General features: G+C 70.1%; 18 protein-coding genes and 1 riboswitch. Of the genes, 5 read left to right on the top strand and 13 right to left on the bottom strand.

Features of this window, described 5'->3' with window-relative positions; translation table 11 throughout:
* Positions 1 to 43: 43 nt before the first annotated feature.
* The 6 genes from OG579_RS16200 to OG579_RS16175 are packed head-to-tail and all read right to left on the bottom strand — an operon-like array spanning position 44 to position 5,590.
* Positions 44 to 1,351, bottom strand: coding sequence for a wax ester/triacylglycerol synthase domain-containing protein (locus OG579_RS16200; RefSeq protein ID WP_328856775.1), 1,308 nt, complete (start codon positions 1,349 to 1,351; stop codon positions 44 to 46).
* Positions 1,348 to 1,641, bottom strand: coding sequence for an acyl carrier protein (locus OG579_RS16195; RefSeq protein ID WP_328859271.1), 294 nt, complete (start codon positions 1,639 to 1,641; stop codon positions 1,348 to 1,350). The genes OG579_RS16200 and OG579_RS16195 overlap by 4 nt, the downstream gene beginning before the upstream one ends.
* A 37-nt stretch (positions 1,642 to 1,678) precedes the next feature.
* Positions 1,679 to 2,494 (bottom strand): ABC transporter permease, encoded by an 816-nt coding sequence (locus OG579_RS16190; protein WP_328856774.1) that lies wholly within the window; start codon positions 2,492 to 2,494, stop codon positions 1,679 to 1,681.
* Positions 2,491 to 3,270, bottom strand: a complete 780-nt coding sequence (locus OG579_RS16185; RefSeq protein ID WP_328856773.1) for an ABC transporter permease — start codon at positions 3,268 to 3,270, stop codon at positions 2,491 to 2,493. The genes OG579_RS16190 and OG579_RS16185 overlap by 4 nt, the downstream gene beginning before the upstream one ends.
* On the bottom strand, positions 3,267 to 4,265 hold the full coding sequence (locus OG579_RS16180) for an ATP-binding cassette domain-containing protein (protein WP_328856772.1): 999 nt from the start codon (positions 4,263 to 4,265) through the stop codon (positions 3,267 to 3,269). The genes OG579_RS16185 and OG579_RS16180 overlap by 4 nt, the downstream gene beginning before the upstream one ends.
* Complete coding sequence (locus OG579_RS16175) at positions 4,262 to 5,590, bottom strand: salicylate synthase (protein WP_328856771.1); 1,329 nt, start codon at positions 5,588 to 5,590, stop codon at positions 4,262 to 4,264. The genes OG579_RS16180 and OG579_RS16175 overlap by 4 nt, the downstream gene beginning before the upstream one ends.
* A gap of 91 nt (positions 5,591 to 5,681) precedes the next feature.
* Here OG579_RS16175 and OG579_RS16170 point away from each other — a divergent pair, with 91 nt between their 5' ends.
* A complete protein-coding gene (locus OG579_RS16170; RefSeq protein ID WP_328856770.1) occupies positions 5,682 to 7,358 on the top strand; it encodes a (2,3-dihydroxybenzoyl)adenylate synthase in 1,677 nt (558 codons plus the stop codon).
* Here OG579_RS16170 and OG579_RS16165 read toward each other — a convergent pair.
* Both OG579_RS16165 and OG579_RS16160 read right to left on the bottom strand, forming a co-directional pair.
* Positions 7,328 to 8,086, bottom strand: a complete 759-nt coding sequence (locus OG579_RS16165) for a siderophore-interacting protein (RefSeq protein WP_328856769.1) — start codon at positions 8,084 to 8,086, stop codon at positions 7,328 to 7,330. The genes OG579_RS16170 and OG579_RS16165 overlap by 31 nt on opposite strands.
* Before the next feature lie 68 nt (positions 8,087 to 8,154).
* Positions 8,155 to 8,499, bottom strand: coding sequence for a GNAT family N-acetyltransferase (locus OG579_RS16160; RefSeq protein ID WP_045821649.1), 345 nt, complete (start codon positions 8,497 to 8,499; stop codon positions 8,155 to 8,157).
* 299 nt (positions 8,500 to 8,798) lie between these two features.
* On the opposite strand from OG579_RS16160, the gene thiC reads away from it, so the two are divergent.
* Both thiC and thiD read left to right on the top strand, forming a co-directional pair.
* On the top strand, positions 8,799 to 10,448 hold the full coding sequence (thiC, locus tag OG579_RS16155) for a phosphomethylpyrimidine synthase ThiC (protein ID WP_082501642.1): 1,650 nt from the start codon (positions 8,799 to 8,801) through the stop codon (positions 10,446 to 10,448).
* A gap of 35 nt (positions 10,449 to 10,483) precedes the next feature.
* A complete protein-coding gene (thiD, locus tag OG579_RS16150; protein ID WP_045821647.1) occupies positions 10,484 to 11,329 on the top strand; it encodes a bifunctional hydroxymethylpyrimidine kinase/phosphomethylpyrimidine kinase in 846 nt (281 codons plus the stop codon).
* Between the two features lie 30 nt (positions 11,330 to 11,359).
* Here the strand turns inward: thiD and OG579_RS16145 are convergent, their stop codons facing one another.
* Positions 11,360 to 12,130: an ABC transporter permease gene (locus tag OG579_RS16145; RefSeq protein ID WP_328859270.1), complete on the bottom strand. Its 771-nt coding sequence runs from the start codon at positions 12,128 to 12,130 to the stop codon at positions 11,360 to 11,362.
* A complete protein-coding gene (locus OG579_RS16140; RefSeq protein WP_045821646.1) occupies positions 12,130 to 13,089 on the bottom strand; it encodes an ABC transporter ATP-binding protein in 960 nt (319 codons plus the stop codon). Before OG579_RS16140 ends, OG579_RS16145 begins: the two co-directional genes overlap by 1 nt.
* 172 nt (positions 13,090 to 13,261) lie before the next feature.
* Between OG579_RS16140 and OG579_RS16135 the strand changes: the two genes are divergently transcribed.
* On the top strand, positions 13,262 to 14,938 hold the full coding sequence (locus OG579_RS16135) for a sensor domain-containing protein (protein WP_328856768.1): 1,677 nt from the start codon (positions 13,262 to 13,264) through the stop codon (positions 14,936 to 14,938).
* 15 nt (positions 14,939 to 14,953) lie between these two features.
* Here OG579_RS16135 and thiG read toward each other — a convergent pair whose 3' ends face one another.
* From thiG to thiO, 3 genes are all read right to left on the bottom strand, one after another.
* Positions 14,954 to 15,727: a thiazole synthase gene (gene thiG, locus OG579_RS16130; protein ID WP_328856767.1), complete on the bottom strand. Its 774-nt coding sequence runs from the start codon at positions 15,725 to 15,727 to the stop codon at positions 14,954 to 14,956.
* A 1-nt stretch (position 15,728) separates the two neighbouring features.
* Entirely contained in the window at positions 15,729 to 15,944 is a 216-nt protein-coding gene (gene thiS, locus OG579_RS16125; protein WP_328856766.1) for a sulfur carrier protein ThiS, read from the bottom strand.
* Complete coding sequence (thiO, locus tag OG579_RS16120) at positions 15,941 to 17,020, bottom strand: glycine oxidase ThiO (protein ID WP_328856765.1); 1,080 nt, start codon at positions 17,018 to 17,020, stop codon at positions 15,941 to 15,943. The genes thiS and thiO overlap by 4 nt, the downstream gene beginning before the upstream one ends.
* A riboswitch (TPP riboswitch) is annotated at positions 17,017 to 17,130 on the bottom strand. It overlaps the preceding gene by 4 nt.
* Positions 17,131 to 17,186: 56 nt before the next feature.
* Between thiO and thiE the strand changes: the two genes are divergently transcribed.
* Entirely contained in the window at positions 17,187 to 17,858 is a 672-nt protein-coding gene (gene thiE / locus OG579_RS16115) for a thiamine phosphate synthase (protein WP_328856764.1), read from the top strand.
* The last annotated feature ends 176 nt before the right edge of the window (positions 17,859 to 18,034 follow it).

Raw genomic sequence — 18,034 nt, 5'->3', positions numbered from 1 at the left:
CTTTATGTGCCCAACTGCGGGCGTTACGTGCCCAACTGGCGGGTCAGGGGGTGGTGAGGACCTCGTCGAACGCGGCGGCGAAGCGGGCTGCGTAACCGGGGAGAGCCTGCGGATCGGTGACGACGCCGAAGGTGGTGCGGTCGCCGAGGATCAGCGACGTCACCGAGAACGAGTACCCGCCCAATGGCGACAGCGGTGTCAGCGCGACGATCCGGCGCCCCAACACCGAACGCACCCGGGAGAAGCCGGGATTCACGCCGATGTGGATGTCGGGCGCCATCCGCGACATCGATGCGCCGACGATCGCCCGCATCACCGGCCAGGGCGGCGACGGATGCCCGGTCGCGGCGAGCGCGAGCGCCGCACGGCGGGATTCGATCAGCGACAACTGCTCTCGACTCCGCTCGATCTGACGACCGAGGTCGGTGTCGCTACCCGCGAGGTTGAGCAGGGTCACCGACACCGCGTTGCCGGTGTGTCGGAACGTGGGGTCGAGTGTGGCGGGCAGGGTCACCCGGATCGTCTCGGGGCCGTTCTCCGACGGCGGATGCGCACTGAGGGTCGCGCCGACCGCACCCAGGACGAACTCGTGCACTGTCGCCCCATGACGTTTCGCCACACGACGGAGGTCCCGGGTCGACACCGACACCGTCGCGATCTCGCGGCGACCCGACGTCGTGAGAGCGGGCCAGCCGCGACCGGACCGACCCGCCTTCCACTGTTCGCCGTGTGCGGCGCGGGCGTCGGCCAGCACCTGGGGATCGATGTCGCCCACACGGAATCGGGGGCTGGTCGCGAAACGGTCGAACTCGGCGAGCTGTTCGGGGGTCCCGTCGGCGAGCAGCGCCGCGAACGCGGCGCCCGCCAGACCGTCGGACAGGCTGTGGTGCACGCGCAGCACCATCAGCTGTTCGCCCGAGTCGACGATCGTCATCAGCGTGATGTGCCAGAACGGATCCGGACGTCGGAGGTGGGTCGCACACAGCTCGGCGATCGCCCGGTCACGCGCCGTCGGGTCGGCGACCTCGACGGCCTCGACGTGGCGGTCGATGTCGATCGCGTCGGCGGGTGTCCTGACGATCTCGGGGCGACGCCACCGCCCACCACGAACCCCGACACCGAAGACGTCGTAGCGCCCGACACGCGACCGCACACGGTCGCGGATCTCGTCGATGCCCAACAGCGTGTCACCACCGGCGATCTCGAGAACCATCGACCAGTGCATCGGCCGCGATGCGGTGTCCATGTGGAGGTAGGTGAAGTCGGGCGGTCCGTACTCGGTGGGGCCGGCGAGGGCCTCCGTGACGTCAGCGGTGTCAACGGCCTCGGTCGTGTCACGGGTCTCGGTCATCGGCCGGCCACGGTCAGGCGCGATCGGATGACCTGCTCGAGATCGGCCACCGAGGCACTCTCGAAGATCTCGCGTTCGGTGAGCGCGACACCGAGCCGTTCCTCGATGGCCACGACCCCGATCGCGACGGCGACGGAGTCGAGCCCGAGGTCGTCGACGAGACGCGCGGAGCCGGTGACGTGTTCCGGGGACAGGTCGAGGTCGTTCGCGAGGATGTCGCGCAGTTCGCTGTGCACGCGGTCGGTGGTGGGGTCGGTCATGGGTGATGCTCCTCGGGTGGCGGGGACGATTCGGTCGTTGTGGCAGTGCGTGACGGAGGGTTTCGGGTCATCGCGGTCCTGCGGCGGCGCGTCGGTAGCCACGCATCGCCAGCGGTCCGAACACGATCGCGAACCCGAGCGCCCAGGCGAGGGTCGTCGCCAGCGGGACCGCGACGGGTCCGCCGTCGGTGAGACCCGCGATGGCGTCGATCGCCGGGCTCATCGGTTGGTGGGCGACCACGGGACGGATCCACCCCGGGTATTCGGTGAGCGGGGCGAATCCGGTGGTGAAGAACAGCAGGAACAGGAACGCGCCTCCGAGCAGCTGCACCACCTCGCGTCCTGCGGCGACGGTCGCCAGCGCGATCACCGGGATGGCCACGCCGACACCGAACACCACCGGGACGGCGAGGGCACCGACCGCGGCGGCGATCCCCTGATCGAAACCGAACCCCATCGTCATCGCGACGGCGAACAGGACCACCGTCCCGATCGCGGTGCGCACGGCCTCGGCGAGCAGGCGTCCGGCGAGAAAGCCCGAGCGGTGCACGGGCAGGGTCCACAGGCGCGCGAGGACTCCAGAATCGCGGTCGGCGATCACGGTGAGTGCGGCCGCGACGGTCCCGTAGAGTGCGCCGACGAGCGCGACGAGCCCGGTGGTGCCGACGATGCTGTCGCCGCTGCCCATCGAGGTGATGGTCTTGCCGAGCACGAGGTGGAACATCAGCAACAGGAAGACGGGGAACACCACCGCCTGCACCACGATGCCCGGGTCACGCGACCACGTGCGCAGCAGCGCCGACGCGTGCACCACCGCCTGACGTCCGACGCCCACCGAGGCGCGGGTCGGTGTGCTCTGCGCCGCAGCGTGTCCCGCGGTCATCGGTGGAACTGTCGTCGGCCGGCGACGGTGACGGCGAGCACGCCGGCCGCGAACAGCCCCACCGACCACGCGGTGACAGCGACGTCATCGACGTCACGTCCCGACGCGAGATCGCGCAGCGCCTCGGTGAGCACCGACACCGGTTGGTTGCGCACGAAAGGTTGCGCCCATCCCGGGAAGCCCTCGGCGGGCACCAGCCCGGTCGAGGCCATCACCAGCACGAGTTGGGGGATCATCAGGACGCCGGCGATCGCGGCCGATCCTGTGACGACGGTGCCCACCGCGTCGGTGAGCAGGCTGACCGAGACCGCGAACACGACGAGCAGGAACACGAACAGCGCGGTGTCGGTGGGTGATCCGTCGAATCGGAACCCGAGCGCCACACCGATCGCCACACCCGCGGCGATCGACATCACCATCCGCACCGACACCCACGTCATGCGGGCCACGACCGGCGCGAGGCGGGAGATCGGCATCGACATCATCCGCATCCGCGTCCCGGCGCGTGCGTCGGCTCCCGCCGACTCGATGGCGGCGATGGCGGCGAAGAGCCCGGCCTGCACCAGGATCAGCGGGGTGAGGAACTGGGCGTAGTCACCGCCGCCGGCCTCGAATCGACGGTGCAGCGGGGTGTAGAAGCAGACGAAGAAGACAGCGGGGCTCAACAGCGCGAACGTCGCGTCGCCGGAGCGGACGGCCGCGCGGATCTTCCGACCCGCCAACGTCGTCGACGCCGACACCAGTCCGACCGACGAGCGGTCGAGGACAGCGGTCATGCCGGGGTGTCGGTGAGTTGGAGGAACACCTCGTCGAGCGACGGGCGCCGGAGACCGATGTCGATGACCTCGACACGGTGCCCGTCGTCGGCGACGCCGTCGAGTCGGGCGATGACCTCGCCGACCGTGCCCACACCCTCGGGCGCGCGCACGACGAGCCGCGTCTGCCCCGGTTCGGAGGACGGGGCCGACGGGTTCTCCTCGACGTCGATGAGCTCGAACCCGGCGAGCAGAGCGGTTGCGCGGACGGCGTTCTCGCCGTCGGCGACGGTGATCTCGCAGACCGCACCCCCGACGCTGGACTTCAGCTGTCCGGGAGTCCCCGTCGCCACCACCGCGCCGCGGTCGAGCAGCACGATGCGGTCGGCGAGGCGGTCGGCCTCCTCGAGGTACTGCGTGGTGAGCACCACCGTGATGCCGGCGTCGCGGAGCCCGGCGACGGTGTCCCACACCGCGGCACGGCTGCGCGGATCGAGACCCGTTGTCGGCTCGTCGAGGAACACCACCTCCGGTCGTGTGACCAGGGCGCCGGCGATGTCGACACGGCGGCGCATCCCACCCGAGAGCTGCCCCACCCGCCGTCCGCGGACAGCGCCGAGGTCGAACTGCTCGACCAGTTCGTCGATGCGGTGCGCCAGGCGCCGGCCACGCAGTCCGGTGAGTCGACCGAACACCGCCAGGTTCTCCGCGGTGGTGAGTCCGGGATCGACCGAGGCGTATTGGCCGGTGAGCGAGATCAACTCGCGCACGCGGCCCGCGTCGTCGACGACGTCGTGGCCACAGATCCGCGCGGTCCCGGTCGTCGGCCGCTGCAGGGTCGACAGCACCGACACCGTCGTCGTCTTACCGCTCCCGTTGGGGCCCAGCAGTCCGAGCACCTCGCCGCGCGCGGCGGTGAACGAGATGCCACTCAGCGCCCGCACCCCGCCGTAGGCCTTCACCAGGTCGGTGACGGTGACCGCAGGGATGTCGCGAGCCCCGGAATCGGCCGTCACCGGGCGGGCACCACGTAGGGGGCGACACTGCGGAGTTTCTCGCAGGTCTCGGTGAACTCGCGGTCCGGTGTCGAGGCGGCGACGATCCCGGCTCCCGCCCGCAGCCAGGCATGCTCCGAATCGGCGAAGATGGTGCGCAGGGCGAGCGTGGCCTCGAGCTCCCCGGTCGACGAGGCGGTCATCACCGCACCGGAGTACAGCCCCCGCGAGGTGGGTTCGAGACGGTAGATCGCCTCGAGAGCCGGGGCTTTCGGGATGCCGGACGCGGTGATCGACGGGAACAACACGGCGAGTGCGTCCCACGCGTCGACGCCGGCGTCGAGGCGGCCGCTGACGGTCGAGGCGAGGTGCTGCACGCTGCCGCGGCGGCGCACCTCCATGAACTCGTCGACCGTGGTCGAACCGGACCGCGACACCGAGGCGATCTCGTCGACGCACGCCCGCACCGACATCGCGTGCTCGGCGATCTCCTTGCCGTCCGACAGCAGGTCGTCGCGCGCAGCCAGATCGGCCTCGGCCGATTCGCCGAGGGCACGGGTCCCCGCCAGCGGTTCGGTGACCACGACACCCTCGGCATCGACGGCGACGACGAGTTCCGGGCTGAACCCGGCCGCGGACAACCCGCCGAGCGACAGCAGGAACGACCGCGCCGGGGTGTTCGCGGCACGGCCGCGTGCGTAGGTGGCCGGGATGTCGACGGCGAAGGGTATCGACACCTCCCGCGACATGATGACCTTGTGGTAGCGACCGGCCGCGATCTCGCCGATCGATGTCGCGACCCGGCCGCGGTAGTCGTCGGTGTCGGTGTCGACGTCGACCTCGCGGCTCCCCGCGGGATCGGCTGCGGCCCGGGCGAGTTCGCGCAGGCGGCCGGCGCGGGTGGGATCGGCGGTGCCGGTGTCGATGCCGTCGGCGTCGACGTGGGCCTCGAACTCCGGGACGATCAGATGCGCCAGGACGGCGTCGGCGGCGACATGGTCGAGCAGGCCGTGCCGGGCCGCACAGAAGTCGAAGCCCACCCAGCCGTAGACGCGCCAGTCGCCGCCCGTGGGCAGTGACGACACCGCCTTCCGCAGTGCGTCTGCCGGCTCGCCGGTCCACGTCTCGGTCGACTCGTGTTCGCCGTCCTCTATGCGGATCTCGTTGCGGGTGAGCACGATCCGTGATCGAACACCGGCCGCGAAGGTCCACCGTCGATCGCGTTCGTACGCGACGTGGTCGCCGAACTCCCCTGCCGCCGCCCACGCGGCGATCACCCGTGCGGCCTCACCGGAATGGTCGAGAGTGGGGGTGTCGAGTGGTGCGGCGTCGAAGGTCAACGACATGAGTCTGCTTCCCTGGAGTCATGTGGGCCCGGATCGACGAGCCACCGGGTATGGAAAGGCTACCCTAACGTAGTCGTGATTGAATGTCGCCATGGCCCAGCCCACACCCGCCCCCACGGCACATCTCGCGACCGGCTTCGTCCCCCACGACCCCGACGCCCTGCAGCGGTATCGCGCCGCCGGCGTCGTGGACGATGCACCGCTGTGGGGCCTGCTCGAAGACGCCGCCACGCGTACCCCGCATGCTCCCGCGGTCAGCGACCCCGACCGCAGCCTCACCTACGCCGAGCTGGCCGCAGCAGCCCGTCGTCGTGCTGCCGGGTTCCTCGGTGCCGGTCTCACGCCCGGCGCACCGGTCATCCTGCACCAGAACAACTCTGCCGCCTTCGCCGTCAACCTCCTCGGTCTGCTGCGCGCGGGTCTCGTCCCGGTGATGTCGCTGCCCGCCCACCGCGTCACCGAGCTCGCACACCTCGCCGAGACCGCGGGTGCGGTCGCCTACGTCGGCGACGCACCGGCGATCGCGTCGGCGTTGTCCGACCGCGTCCCCGCGGTCGCCGCGGTGTTCGTCGAGGGCGGCGATTCCCACCCCGCTCCGCCCGACGCCGACCCCGCGAGCCTGTCGAGCGACGTCGACCCGGGGGCGGTCGATCCCCAGCTGCCCGCGCTGTTCCTGGTGTCGGGCGGGACCACCGGACTGCCGAAACTCATCGCGCGCACCCACGCCGACTACCGCTACAACGCCCGACGGTCCGCCGAGATCGCCGAACTCACCGCTCGCGACGTCTACCTCGTGGCACTGCCGGGCGCCCACAACTTCCCCCTGTGTTGCCCGGGCCTGTTCGGCGCCCTCACCGTCGGCGCGCACACCGTCTTCACCGACAACCCCAGTCCCGACAACGCCTTCGAGATCATCGAACGCCACGGCGTGACCGTGACCGCCCTGGTCCCCGCGCTCGCCCAGGTGTGGTGCGCGGCCACCGAGTGGGAGCCCGCCGATCTGTCGTCGTTGCGGCTTCTGCAGGTGGGCGGGGCGAAGCTGGCCCACCCCGACGCTGTCGCGATCGACGCCGCTCTCGGTGACGTGGTCCAGCAGGTGTTCGGGATGGCGGAGGGCCTGATCTGTTACACCCGCCTCACCGATCCCCGTGCACTGGTCCACGAGTCGCAGGGTGCGCCGATGTCGGAGCTCGACGAGGTGCGCATCGTCGACCCCGACGGGCACGACGTCGCCGACGGTGTCGAGGGGGAACTGCTCACCCGCGGGCCGTACACGATCCGCGGGTACTACCGCGCCGAGGAACACAACGCGCGGTCGTTTACCGCGGATGGTTTCTATCGCTCGGGTGACCGCGTGCGACGCCTGTCGTCGGGACATCTCGCCGTCACCGGCCGTATCAAGGACACCATCGTGCGCGCGGGTGAGAACGTGGCCGCCGACGACATCGAGGAGCACCTCCTCGCGCACCCCGCCGTCGCGCAGGCCGCGGTGGTCGGGCTGCCCGATGATGCTCTGGGGGAACGCATCTGCGCGGTGTTGGTGATCTCGAGCGCGGTCGCCGCGTCCGCCGCACCGTCGCTCGGCGAGGTCCGCGGGTTCCTCGCCGAGCGCGGGTTGGCGACGTTCAAGCTGCCCGACACGGTGTGCACGCGGTCGTCGCTGCCGGTGACCGCGGTCGGCAAGATCGACAAGGCCGCACTCCGGCGCGCGCTCGACGGGGATGCACTCGACGGGGATCAGCCCGCGGACTTGCCCTCGGTCCAGTAGGCCATCGAGGTCACCGACTTCCGGCCGAGCGAGAAGTCCTTCTTGAGGATCGACGTGACGGCGCGGGTGGCCGCGGCCTCCAGCGCCACCCACCCGTGGTGATCGGGCGACGGCGTCGCGGCCGCACGGACGGCGTCGACCACCGCCGAGCCGTTGCCGCGCGGGATCCAGTGCACGGTGTCACCGGGGCGGGCGCGCAGCGGCAGATCGCGGTCGCTCGGGTGCTGGTACTCGAACCAGAGCGTCACCGGCACCTCGGGTGCGTCCGAGGCGGAGATCGCGTCGAGCAGGGAGTTGATCGCGGCGAGCGATGCGGCGTCGCCGGCGAGGAACCAGCCCGCGGGCGCCGGATCGGGGTAGGCGAACTTCGAGCCCATCACGGTCGCGTTGATGGTCTCGCCGGCCGTCACGTGCTGGGCCCATCGCGCGGCGGTGCCCTCGTGGACCGCGAACTCGATGGCGAAGCTGTCGGATGCGGGGTCGGGATCGACGAGGGTATAGCCACGCTGGTGCAGGCTGCCGTCGGCCTCGAACCACAACCGCACCCACATCGTGGGGTGGACGGGCGTCTTCTCGAGCAGTCCGCCGCCGGTGAAGAACACCCGGACATAGGAATCGGTGACGACCTCCGACCCGGTCACGGTGATCGTGAAGTCGGTGGCGCCGAACAGCTTGAGGACCGCGCCCTGCCATCCCTTGGACGGCGACGCCGTCGTGGACTCACCCATGGTTGCTCCCTCTTCCTCAGTGTCAGTGAGGCGAGGGTAACCTAACTAGACGCCAGAGACGCCGTCGGTCAGGCGGCGATGGGTGCGACGCCGGGGTGCGTGGCCAGGTAGTGGCGGGTGAACGTGCAGATGGGACGCACTTTCGCGCCCGTGTCGACGACGTACTGCAACGCGCCGGTGGTGAGACGCGAGGCCAGACCGTGCCCGGTGAACTCGTCGTAGAGGACGGTGTGGAGCACGGTCATCACGCGTTGACCGTCGACCTGGTCGACCTGATAGCCGAGGACACCGACGAGGTCGCCCGCGACGTACAGCTCGAACCGGTCGCGGTCGGCGTTGTGCACCACCTCGGAGATCTGGTGCAGGATCGATTGCGCCGACTGCGGTGGCTTCTTCTTGCGACGGACCTGCATCAGCGACCTCCTCTCGAATGTGACAGCCATCACAGTACATCGGCTCGTACCTACGGTGGCGTAGTTTTTCCAAGGTTCAGGCACTCGTAACCACATCGAGTCGAGGGCGTTGGAGCCGATCACAGCACCGCAACGATCGCGTACGGTTGCCGGTGAGCACCGCGATGCATGTGCTCGACGCACGACCACACAACCGAAAACGCACGGGGGCTCTCGCGAACCGAGGGCTGAGATGGCGGCAGGCGGCCGCCGACCGACCGAACCTGTCCGGGTAATGCCGGCGTAGGGAGATGAACTCGATGCACGATTCTGCCGCCATCACCACCGGTCCCATCCGGGGTAGCTCCAAGCACCTGCGCGACGTCGACGGCATGGCCGTTCCGTTCCGTCGCGTGCACCTGTCCACCGGCGACCACCTCGACCTCTACGACACGTCGGGTCCGTACACCGACACCGACGCGTCCATCGACCTCGACCGCGGACTGCCCACGACCCGCGACACCTGGCAGCGACCCGAGGCCATCGACGGCGCCGCGACCCAGTTGGCCTGGGCACGTGCGGGTCTCGTGACCCCGGAGATGCGGTTCATCGCCGCCCGCGAGGGTGTCGACGTCGAACTGGTCCGCTCGGAGGTCGCCCGCGGGCGCGCGGTCATCCCCGCCAACCACCGCCACCCCGAGTCCGAGCCGATGATCATCGGCAAGGCCTTCGCGGTGAAGGTCAACGCCAACATCGGCAACTCGGCGGTCACGTCATCGGTCGCCGAGGAGGTCGAGAAGATGGTGTGGGCCACCCGCTGGGGCGCCGACACCATCATGGATCTGTCCACCGGCGACGACATCCACCTCACCCGCGAATGGATCATGCGCAACTCGCCGGTGCCCGTCGGCACCGTCCCGATCTACCAGGCGCTCGAGAAATGCAAGGGCGACGCCACGAAGCTCACGTGGGAGATGTACCGCGACACCGTGATCGAGCAGGCCGAACAGGGTGTCGACTACATGACCGTGCACGCCGGCGTGCTGCTGCGCTACGTGCCGCTGACCGCCAAACGCGTCACCGGCATCGTCTCGCGCGGCGGATCGATCATGGCCGCCTGGTGCCTCGCCCATCACGAGGAGTCGTTCCTCTACACCCACTTCGACGAGCTCTGCGAGATCTTCGCCCGCTACGACATCACCTTCTCCCTCGGTGACGGTCTGCGCCCGGGATCGATCGCCGACGCCAACGACGAGGCGCAGTTCGCCGAGCTGCGCACCCTCGGTGAGCTGACGAAGATCGCGAAATCGCATGGTGTGCAGGTGATGATCGAGGGCCCGGGGCACGTGCCGATGCACAAGATCGTCGAGAACGTGCGTCTCGAGGAGGAGCTCTGCGAGGAGGCCCCGTTCTACACACTGGGCCCGCTCGCCACGGACATCGCGCCCGCCTACGACCACATCACCTCCGCCATCGGCGCGGCGATGATCGCCCAGGCCGGCACCGCGATGCTCTGCTATGTCACCCCCAAGGAGCATCTGGGACTTCCTGATCGGGACGACGTGAAGGTGGGGGTGATCACCTACAAGATCGCCGCCCACGCCGCCGACCTCGCCAAGGAGCACCCGCGAGCGCAGGAGCGTGACGACGCGTTGTCGAAGGCGCGCTTCGAGTTCCGCTGGAACGACCAGTTCAACCTGTCGCTCGATCCCGACACCGCCGTCGAGTACCACGACGAGACCCTGCCGGCCGAGCCCGCCAAGACCGCGCACTTCTGCTCGATGTGCGGACCGAAGTTCTGTTCCATGCGGATCTCGGCGGATGTACGGCAGTACGCCGAGGACAACAACCTCGAGACCCAGGCCGACATCGACGCGATGCTCGCGGCGAAGATGGACGAGAAGTCGCGGGAGTTCGTCGCGGCGGGCAAGCAGGTCTATCTCGACATCACCCCGGCCACCGCCACGTGACGGCGATCCCGCCACCGCACGGGGATGATGGACCGATGAACCTGTTGCCGTCGGCGCCCCTGGGCGCCACCCCGGTCCGAGCGATGACGATCGCGGGCACCGATTCCGGTGGCGGCGCCGGGGTGGCCGCCGACCTGCGGACCTTCGCCCTGTCCGGGGTGCACGGATGCGTCGCGGTCACCGCGGTCACCGTGCAGAACTCGCTCGGTGTGAGCGCGGTGCACACCATCCCCCCGGAGGTCGTGGCCGGGCAGATCCGCGCGGTGGTCACCGACATCGGCGTGCAGGCGATGAAGACCGGGATGCTCGCCAACGGCGCGATCATCGACGCCATCGTCGACGTCGCGGCCGAGGTGGGACTGGGCCGCGACCGCGCCATCCCCCTGGTCGTCGACCCGGTGTGCGCGTCGATGCACGGTCACCAGCTGCTGGCACCCGAGGCGATGGACACCCTGCGTGACCGACTCATCCCCATCGCGACCGTGGTCACCCCGAATCTCGACGAGGTCCGGCTGATCACCGGCATCGACGTCGTCGACGGCGACACCCAGCGGCAGGCCGCGGTCGTGCTGCACGAGATGGGCGCGCAGTGGGCGATGGTGAAGGGCGGTCATCTGCGCAGCAGCCCGCGCAGCGCCGACATCCTCTACGACGGGACCGAGTTCCTCGAGTTCGAGCACGTGCGCATCGACACCCCGCACGATCACGGCGCCGGCGACACCCTCGCCTCGGCGATGTGTTCGGCTCTCGCACACGGGATGTCGGTGCCCGACGCCGCCACCTTCGCCAAGGCGTGGGTGAGCGAGTCGATCCGCTGGTCCTATCCCCTCGGGAAAGGCCACGGACCGGTCAACCCGCTGTGGCGGGTCGCCGGTCCGTAGTCGAGAGGGTCGAGCGGGGAGCGCGAGAGCTCAGGCGTCGCGTCGGTTCGTCAGGACGATGCCGACCGCGAACAGGCCGATCGCCCACACGGCGAAGTAGATCAACGAGCCGTAGTCGTTCCACGGGTAGTCGATGCTGCCGCCGCTGTTGTTGACGTCGGACCCGCCCGCGAGGAACCGACTGGCGTTGTTGAACGGCAGGTAGGGCGCGACGACCTTCACCTTCGGGATGCTCGAGAGGATGAGCTCCAGTGCGAGCGGCCAGATGAGGACGATGACGATCGCGCCCGCGCTCTGCCGCACGATCGCGCCGACACCGAGGCCGATCAGCACGCACAGCGCCATGTACACCGGCACGCCCCAGTACTGGCGCACGGCGTCACCGCCCAGCAGATCGACCTGACTCGACCGGTCACCGGCCAGCGCCTTGCCGAGCGGGACGGCCACGAACGCGAGGACGAGGGTCACCACGAAGGACACGCCGCCGTAGACGACGGCCTTGGCGTACATGACGCTCGAGCGGGCGGGGATGGCCTGGAACGTGGTGCGGATGGTCCCGAACCGGTACTCGCTGGTCACCGCGAGGACGGCCATGATCATGAGGACCAGCACGCCGAACTGGGTGACACCGATGAGATATCCCGGTGCCCCGAGCAGGGGTTCGGACGCGCTCAGTGACGAGTCGGCGAAGCCGACCAGGACCGCGATGAGGATGCCGAGGACCACCACGATCCCGACGCACCAGTACGGCGACTTGGTGCTCAGAAGCTTGATGCGCTCGGCGTTGATGGCGTTGGTGATCACTGCTGTCCTCCGGGGAAGTTCGTCGGCGCGCCCGATCCCGGTGCGGTGTTCTTCGCCCCGCTGTACTGCACGGAACTCGCGGTCAGGGCCATGAACACCTCCTCGAGGGAGGCGGTGCTGCCCGAGAGCTCGTGCAGCACGATCGAGTTGGCCGCGGCGATCTCGCCGATCTGGTCGGTCGTGACGTCGGGGACGGTCATCGCCGACGAGCCGTCGGCGGCCGGTGCGGGCGCGAGGCCCTGGGCGACGAGCGCGGTGTGCAGCTGCGGCAGCTGCGGACTGCGGACGGTGACGATCCGCTGGGCCTGGCTGGTGAACTCCTTCACCGAGCAGTCGGCCATCAGACGTCCCTGACCGATCACCACGAGATGATCGGCGGTGAGGGACATCTCGGTCAGGAGGTGGCTCGACACGAGCACCGTGCGGCCCTGGGTGGCCAGTGCCCGCATGAACTTGCGGATCCACACGATGCCCTCGGGATCGAGACCGTTGACCGGCTCGTCGAACAGCAGGACGCCGGGGTCGCCGAGAAGCGCACCCGCGAGTCCGAGGCGCTGGGACATGCCGAGGGAGAACCCGCCGGCCTTCTTGCCCGCGACGGCGGTGAGCCCGACGTCCTCGAGCACCTGGTCGACCCGGCTGACGGGTACACCGCTGGCCGCGGCCATCCACCGCAGGTGCGAGCGTGCCGAACGGTTCGGGTGCACCCACTTCGCGTCGAGCAGGGCACCGACCTGGCGGAGCGGATCGGTGAGTTCGCGGTACGGGCGGCCGTTGATGGTGGCGGTGCCCGAGGTCGGGTTGTCGAGTCCGAGCATCATCCGCATGGTGGTCGACTTGCCCGCGCCGTTGGGGCCCAGGAAGCCGGTGACCATGCCGGGTTTCACCTCGAACGTGAGGTCGTCGACCGCACGGGTGGCACCGTAGGTCTTGGTCAGTCCTTGAACGTTGATCACTCCTCGGACTATGCCAGTCGGACCATCCCGGCGGATCGGTCGATGGATTGACAAACCGCGACGGCGCGGGCGTCGAAGGTCGGAGAATCGTCGGGGCGAGGTGGCTGCGGACGGTATCGTCGACGTGCGGTTCGGGGCGGTGTTCGGTTGCGGGAAAGGCGGAGACAGCGCAGTGACATCACCCGGTTCTCCGACCACCCCCGGGCAGGCCTCGTGGACGAACTCCGAACTCGAGTCGATGGCCGCGCGCGTGCTGGGTCGAATTCCGGTCACCGAGTTCGGCGTCATCATCAGCGGCGCCGACGGGAGGTTCGTCGCCGGCACCCCGACCGCCGCATCCATCCTCGGGCTGACCGTCGAGCAACTGCTGGGACGCACGATCGTCGATCAACGCTGGTCGGCGATCACCGTCGACGGCGATCCGGTGGCGGGCGACGAACTGCCGGCGAACACCACCCTGCGCACCGGTCGACCCCAGTCCGGGGTGCTGCTCGGCGTGCAACGCGGCAGCGACGCGGCCGGCGAACACACGTGGCTTCGCGTCGACACCCACATGCTCCCGCACGACGAGCCGCGACCACCCGGTGCCGCGCTGTCGTGTTTCTCCGTCATCGACGGACCCCGCGCCGCCGAGCTGCGTCTCGCGCAGTCCGAACGCACCTTCCGCATGATCACCGAGCGGTCCCACGAGGTCGTCGGCATCCACGGGCTGGACGGCACCTGGTTGTGGGCGTCGCCGGCGGCCGGTCGCGTCTTCGGCCGTCCGCCCGCGGAACTGCTCGGCACGAACGTCTTCGAGCTCGTCCACGACGACGACGTCGACCTGGCCGACGCGACCCTGGCCGCGCTGCTCGACGGGTCCGACCCCGTCACGGTCACCGTCCGCATGTGGCGCGCCGACGGTGCGATGTTGTGGGCCGAGGTCATCGGGCAGCTCATCCGGGACCGGCGTGGCCGACCGCATCAGTTGCAGTCGTCGTTTCGCGAGGTGACCGCACGCATCGAGGCCGAGCAGGCCCGCGACGCGGCCGTCGAGGTCTTTCACACCGTGATGGCGTCGTCGCCCATCGGGATGGCGTTGCGCGACGTCGACGGGCGTGTGCGCCGGACCAACTCCGCCCTGCAGGCCATGCTCGGCGTCACCGACGACGACCTGATCGGCACCACACTTCTCGACCGCGTCCACGCCGACGACCGTCTCGTCGTCGAGGCCGCGATCGCCGCGGGGGGCGACGGGTCGGCGTACGAGGCCAGACTCCTGCGCGCGGACGGCTCGAGTGTGTGGGTCGACGCGACGTCGGTGGTGTTGCACAGCTTCGACGGCAGCCCGTCGGCGGTCCTCGAACAACTCCACGACGTCACCACCCGCAAGATCGCCGAGGCCGACCTCTTCCGTAGGGCCGTCTCCGATCCGCTGACCGGCCTGCTCAACCGCACCCGTTTCATCGAACTGCTCGGCGCGGCCCTCAACGACGCCCGCGTCGGCGGACCCCAGGTGACCGTGCTGTTCTGCGACGTCGACCGCTTCAAGTCGGTGAACGACACCCGCGGACATGCGGTCGGCGACGAGTACCTGCGGGCGGTCGCCACGGCGTTGACCCTCATCGCCGGACCCGGCGACATCGTCGCGCGCCACGGCGGGGACGAGTTCGCGATCCTCACCCGCTCGGACGGACCCGATGTGGCGGAGATGACGAGGCGGATCCAGAGCGCCGACACCGGCGCATCGGGACCGCTGACCATCAGCGTGGGGGTGGCGTCGTCACGCGACGCCGCTCCCGAGGACCTCGTGCGCGACGCCGACCGGGCCATGTACCTGGCCAAGCAGACGCGAGACACCGCCGTCTGACGTCGCCCGGCGTTTTCAGTCCCGCGCGGGGGACGATGCCTGGGCCCAGAAGCGGCGCGGGATGCGTCCGGCACGGCGTGCCAGGAAGCCGCCGTGCACCGCCGCGGCCATGGCCTGCGCCATCATCGGCGGGTCGTCGGCGCGGTTGACCGCCGACGCCAGCAACACCCCGTCGCAGCCCAGTTCCATCGCGAGCGCCGCGTCGCTGGCCGTGCCGACCCCGGCGTCGAGGATGACCGGTGTCGCGGCCGACGCCACGATCATCTCGATGTTGTGCGGGTTGGCGATCCCGAGTCCGGTGCCGATCGGCGACCCGAGCGGCATCACCGCCGCGACGCCGGCGTCGCGGAGTCGGGCGGCGACGATCGGATCGTCGCTGGTGTAGGCGAGCACGGTGAAACCGTCGTCGACGAGGGTGTCGGCGGCGTCGAGCAATTCCACCGGGTCGGGCAGCAGGGTGCGGTCGTCGCCGTGGATCTCGAGTTTCACGAGATCGGTCTCGAGGGCCTCGCGCGCGAGCTGCGCGGTGAGCACCGCCTCGGCGGCGGTGCGGCAGCCTGCGGTGTTCGGCAACACCGCGATGTCCAGCCGTCGCAGCATGTCGATGACGCCCGTTCCGCCGCCGGCGTCGGCGCGACGCATCGCCACGGTGGTCAGTTCGGTACCCGAGGCGACCAGAGAGCGTTCCAGCACATCGAGATTCGCGGCGCCGCCGGTACCCATGATCAGTCGCGAGGAGTACCGGTGCCCGCCGATGGCAAGGCCTGCTGTCGCGAGACCAGCGCCCATGTCAGCCACCCTGCACCGCCGTGAGGATCTCGAGACGCGCGCCGGCGGGCAACGGTCGGTCCCAGGCCGAGCGCGGATGCACCGCGTCGTCGACGGCGACGGCGACACCCCGCTCGGGCAGTCCGAGTGTGGCCAGTAGTCGAGCGGCGGTGATACCTGCGGGGAGGTCGCGGTCGGTGCCGTTCACACGGATCGACACCTGCGCGTTCTCGGTCATGCGAACCTCCGGGGGTCCAGGCGGGCCACCCACGGTGACGTCGGCGGCGATGGTGCGGCGTCGAGCAGGTCGACGACGATCTCGGCGGTCAACGGTGCGGTGAGGATGCCGTTGCGTCCGTGCCCGACCGCGACCACGGTGCGGTCGTCACACCGCCCCACCAGCGGCAACCCGTCCGGGGTGGTGGGGCGCAGCCCCGAGCCGATCTCGGCGACGCGGTACTCGGCGAGGCCCGGCATGAGTTCGGTGGCGTCGATCAACAGGTCGCTCACCCCGCCCACGCGGGGTGCGGTGTCGGCGCGGTCGCCGGCCTCGTACTGGGTGGCTCCCACCACGACGCCGTCGCGTCGCGGGACGACGTACACCGACCTTCCCCGCCATCGGGCGCGCACCACGACGTCGGGCGGTGGTGGCGCGGACGGCGGCCGCGACAACCGGAGGATCTCGCCCTTCTCGGCGGTGACGGGCGCGCCCTCGATGAGGTCGGGCGCCCAGGAACCCGTGGCCACGACGACCTGGTCGGCGTCGAGATCGTCGATGCGGCAGAACTTCTCGGTCGTCACGGTGACCCCCGCACTGTGCGCACCGCACCGCACCGCGGCCAGCAGGGCGCGATTGTCGACGGCACCCTCACCCGACGCCAGGTACCCGCGGCGCACTCCCGATCCCAACATCGCTGCCGCCGAACGCATCCGGTTCCGGTCAACCGGCTCAGGTCGCATGTCGAAGGCGGCGAGGTGATCGATCACGGCGCGCAGGTGCCCGGAGTCGGAGCTGTCGGCGGCAACCAGGAGGGTGTCCGCGGCGACCATGATGTCGGCGGTGTCGACGCCGGACCCCTCGAGGTCGGCCAGCAGCGCGGGCCACCGGTCACGTGCGGCGAGTGCGAACTCGAGGAGCGCGTCCTCGCCGGGCCGACCCTCTCCCGCGCAGCCGAGCATCCCACCGGCAACCGAGGTGCCCGCGCCGTCGATGTCGGGTGCGTGCAGCGTTGTCCGCCAACCGTTCCGGGCCGCGCGCCAGGCGATCATCGACCCGATGACACCACCGCCGACGACGGCCAGACGTGCGCTCACGCAATCCACTCCCTTCCTTCGCCGGCATTACCCGGATCAGGTGCGACGGTCGGCGGCGGTGAGCCGCGATCTCAGCCCGATTCATCCCTCGGGCCCCCGTGTGTGTGCCCTCGACCCTACGCCGCGGTGATCGTCCGCCGGCGAGCCGACCTCTAGGGTCGAGCGGGTGGACACGCGCGCGAGACTGGCCGACGCCCGGCTCTACCTCTGCACCGACGCCCGTCGTGAACGCGGCGACCTGATGGGTTTCGTCGACGCCGCGCTGGCCGGCGGCGTCGACATCGTGCAGCTGCGCGACAAGGGGTCCCCGGGTGAACAGCAGTTGGGGACGCTCGAGGCCGCCCGGGAGATCGACCTGCTGGGCGAGCTGGCGGCTCTGACCAGGCGGCACGGGGCGCTGCTCGCGGTCAACGATCGCGCCGACATCGCCGCGACCGCCTCGGCCGATGTGCTGCATCTCGGACAGGACGACCTCCCACCCGCCGCCGCCCGTGCGATCGTCGGGCGCGGGACCGTCATCGGTCGGTCCACCCACGATGCGGCGCAGGCGGCCGCGGCCGACGCCGATCCCGACATCGACTACTTCTGCACCGGCCCCTGCTGGCCCACCCCGACCAAGCCCGGCCGACCCGCTGCGGGCCTGGGACTCGTCGAGACGACGGCCGCCCGCGCCACCCGGTTGCCGTGGTTCGCCATCGGCGGCATCGACGAGACGCGCGTCGCCCAGGTGGTGGCCGCGGGGGCACGCCGGATCGTGGTCGTCCGGGCCATCACCGCTGCTCCCGACCCGCGCGCCGCGGCTGCGCGCCTGCGATCGCTCCTCACGCCCGACAGCTGACGCGAGTGCGTACACAGATCGCACCGATGGTGCGCGGCGTGTGGACAGTCCACGTGCCCCTCGGCATCGGTGACGGTTGTGTCCCGATCGCCGACTGATCTATCCTCTTCGGATCATGACGCGCATTCTTCTCGTAGCCCGCCGCAGCGGGGTCTGATCCGACCGACCCCCCGCTG

Source organism: Williamsia herbipolensis, assembly GCF_036153515.1.
In the GTDB taxonomy this organism is placed as follows: domain Bacteria; phylum Actinomycetota; class Actinomycetes; order Mycobacteriales; family Mycobacteriaceae; genus Williamsia_A; species Williamsia_A herbipolensis.
Note: the sequence above shows the minus strand (reverse complement) of the source record. Positions and strands in the feature narration are given on the sequence as shown.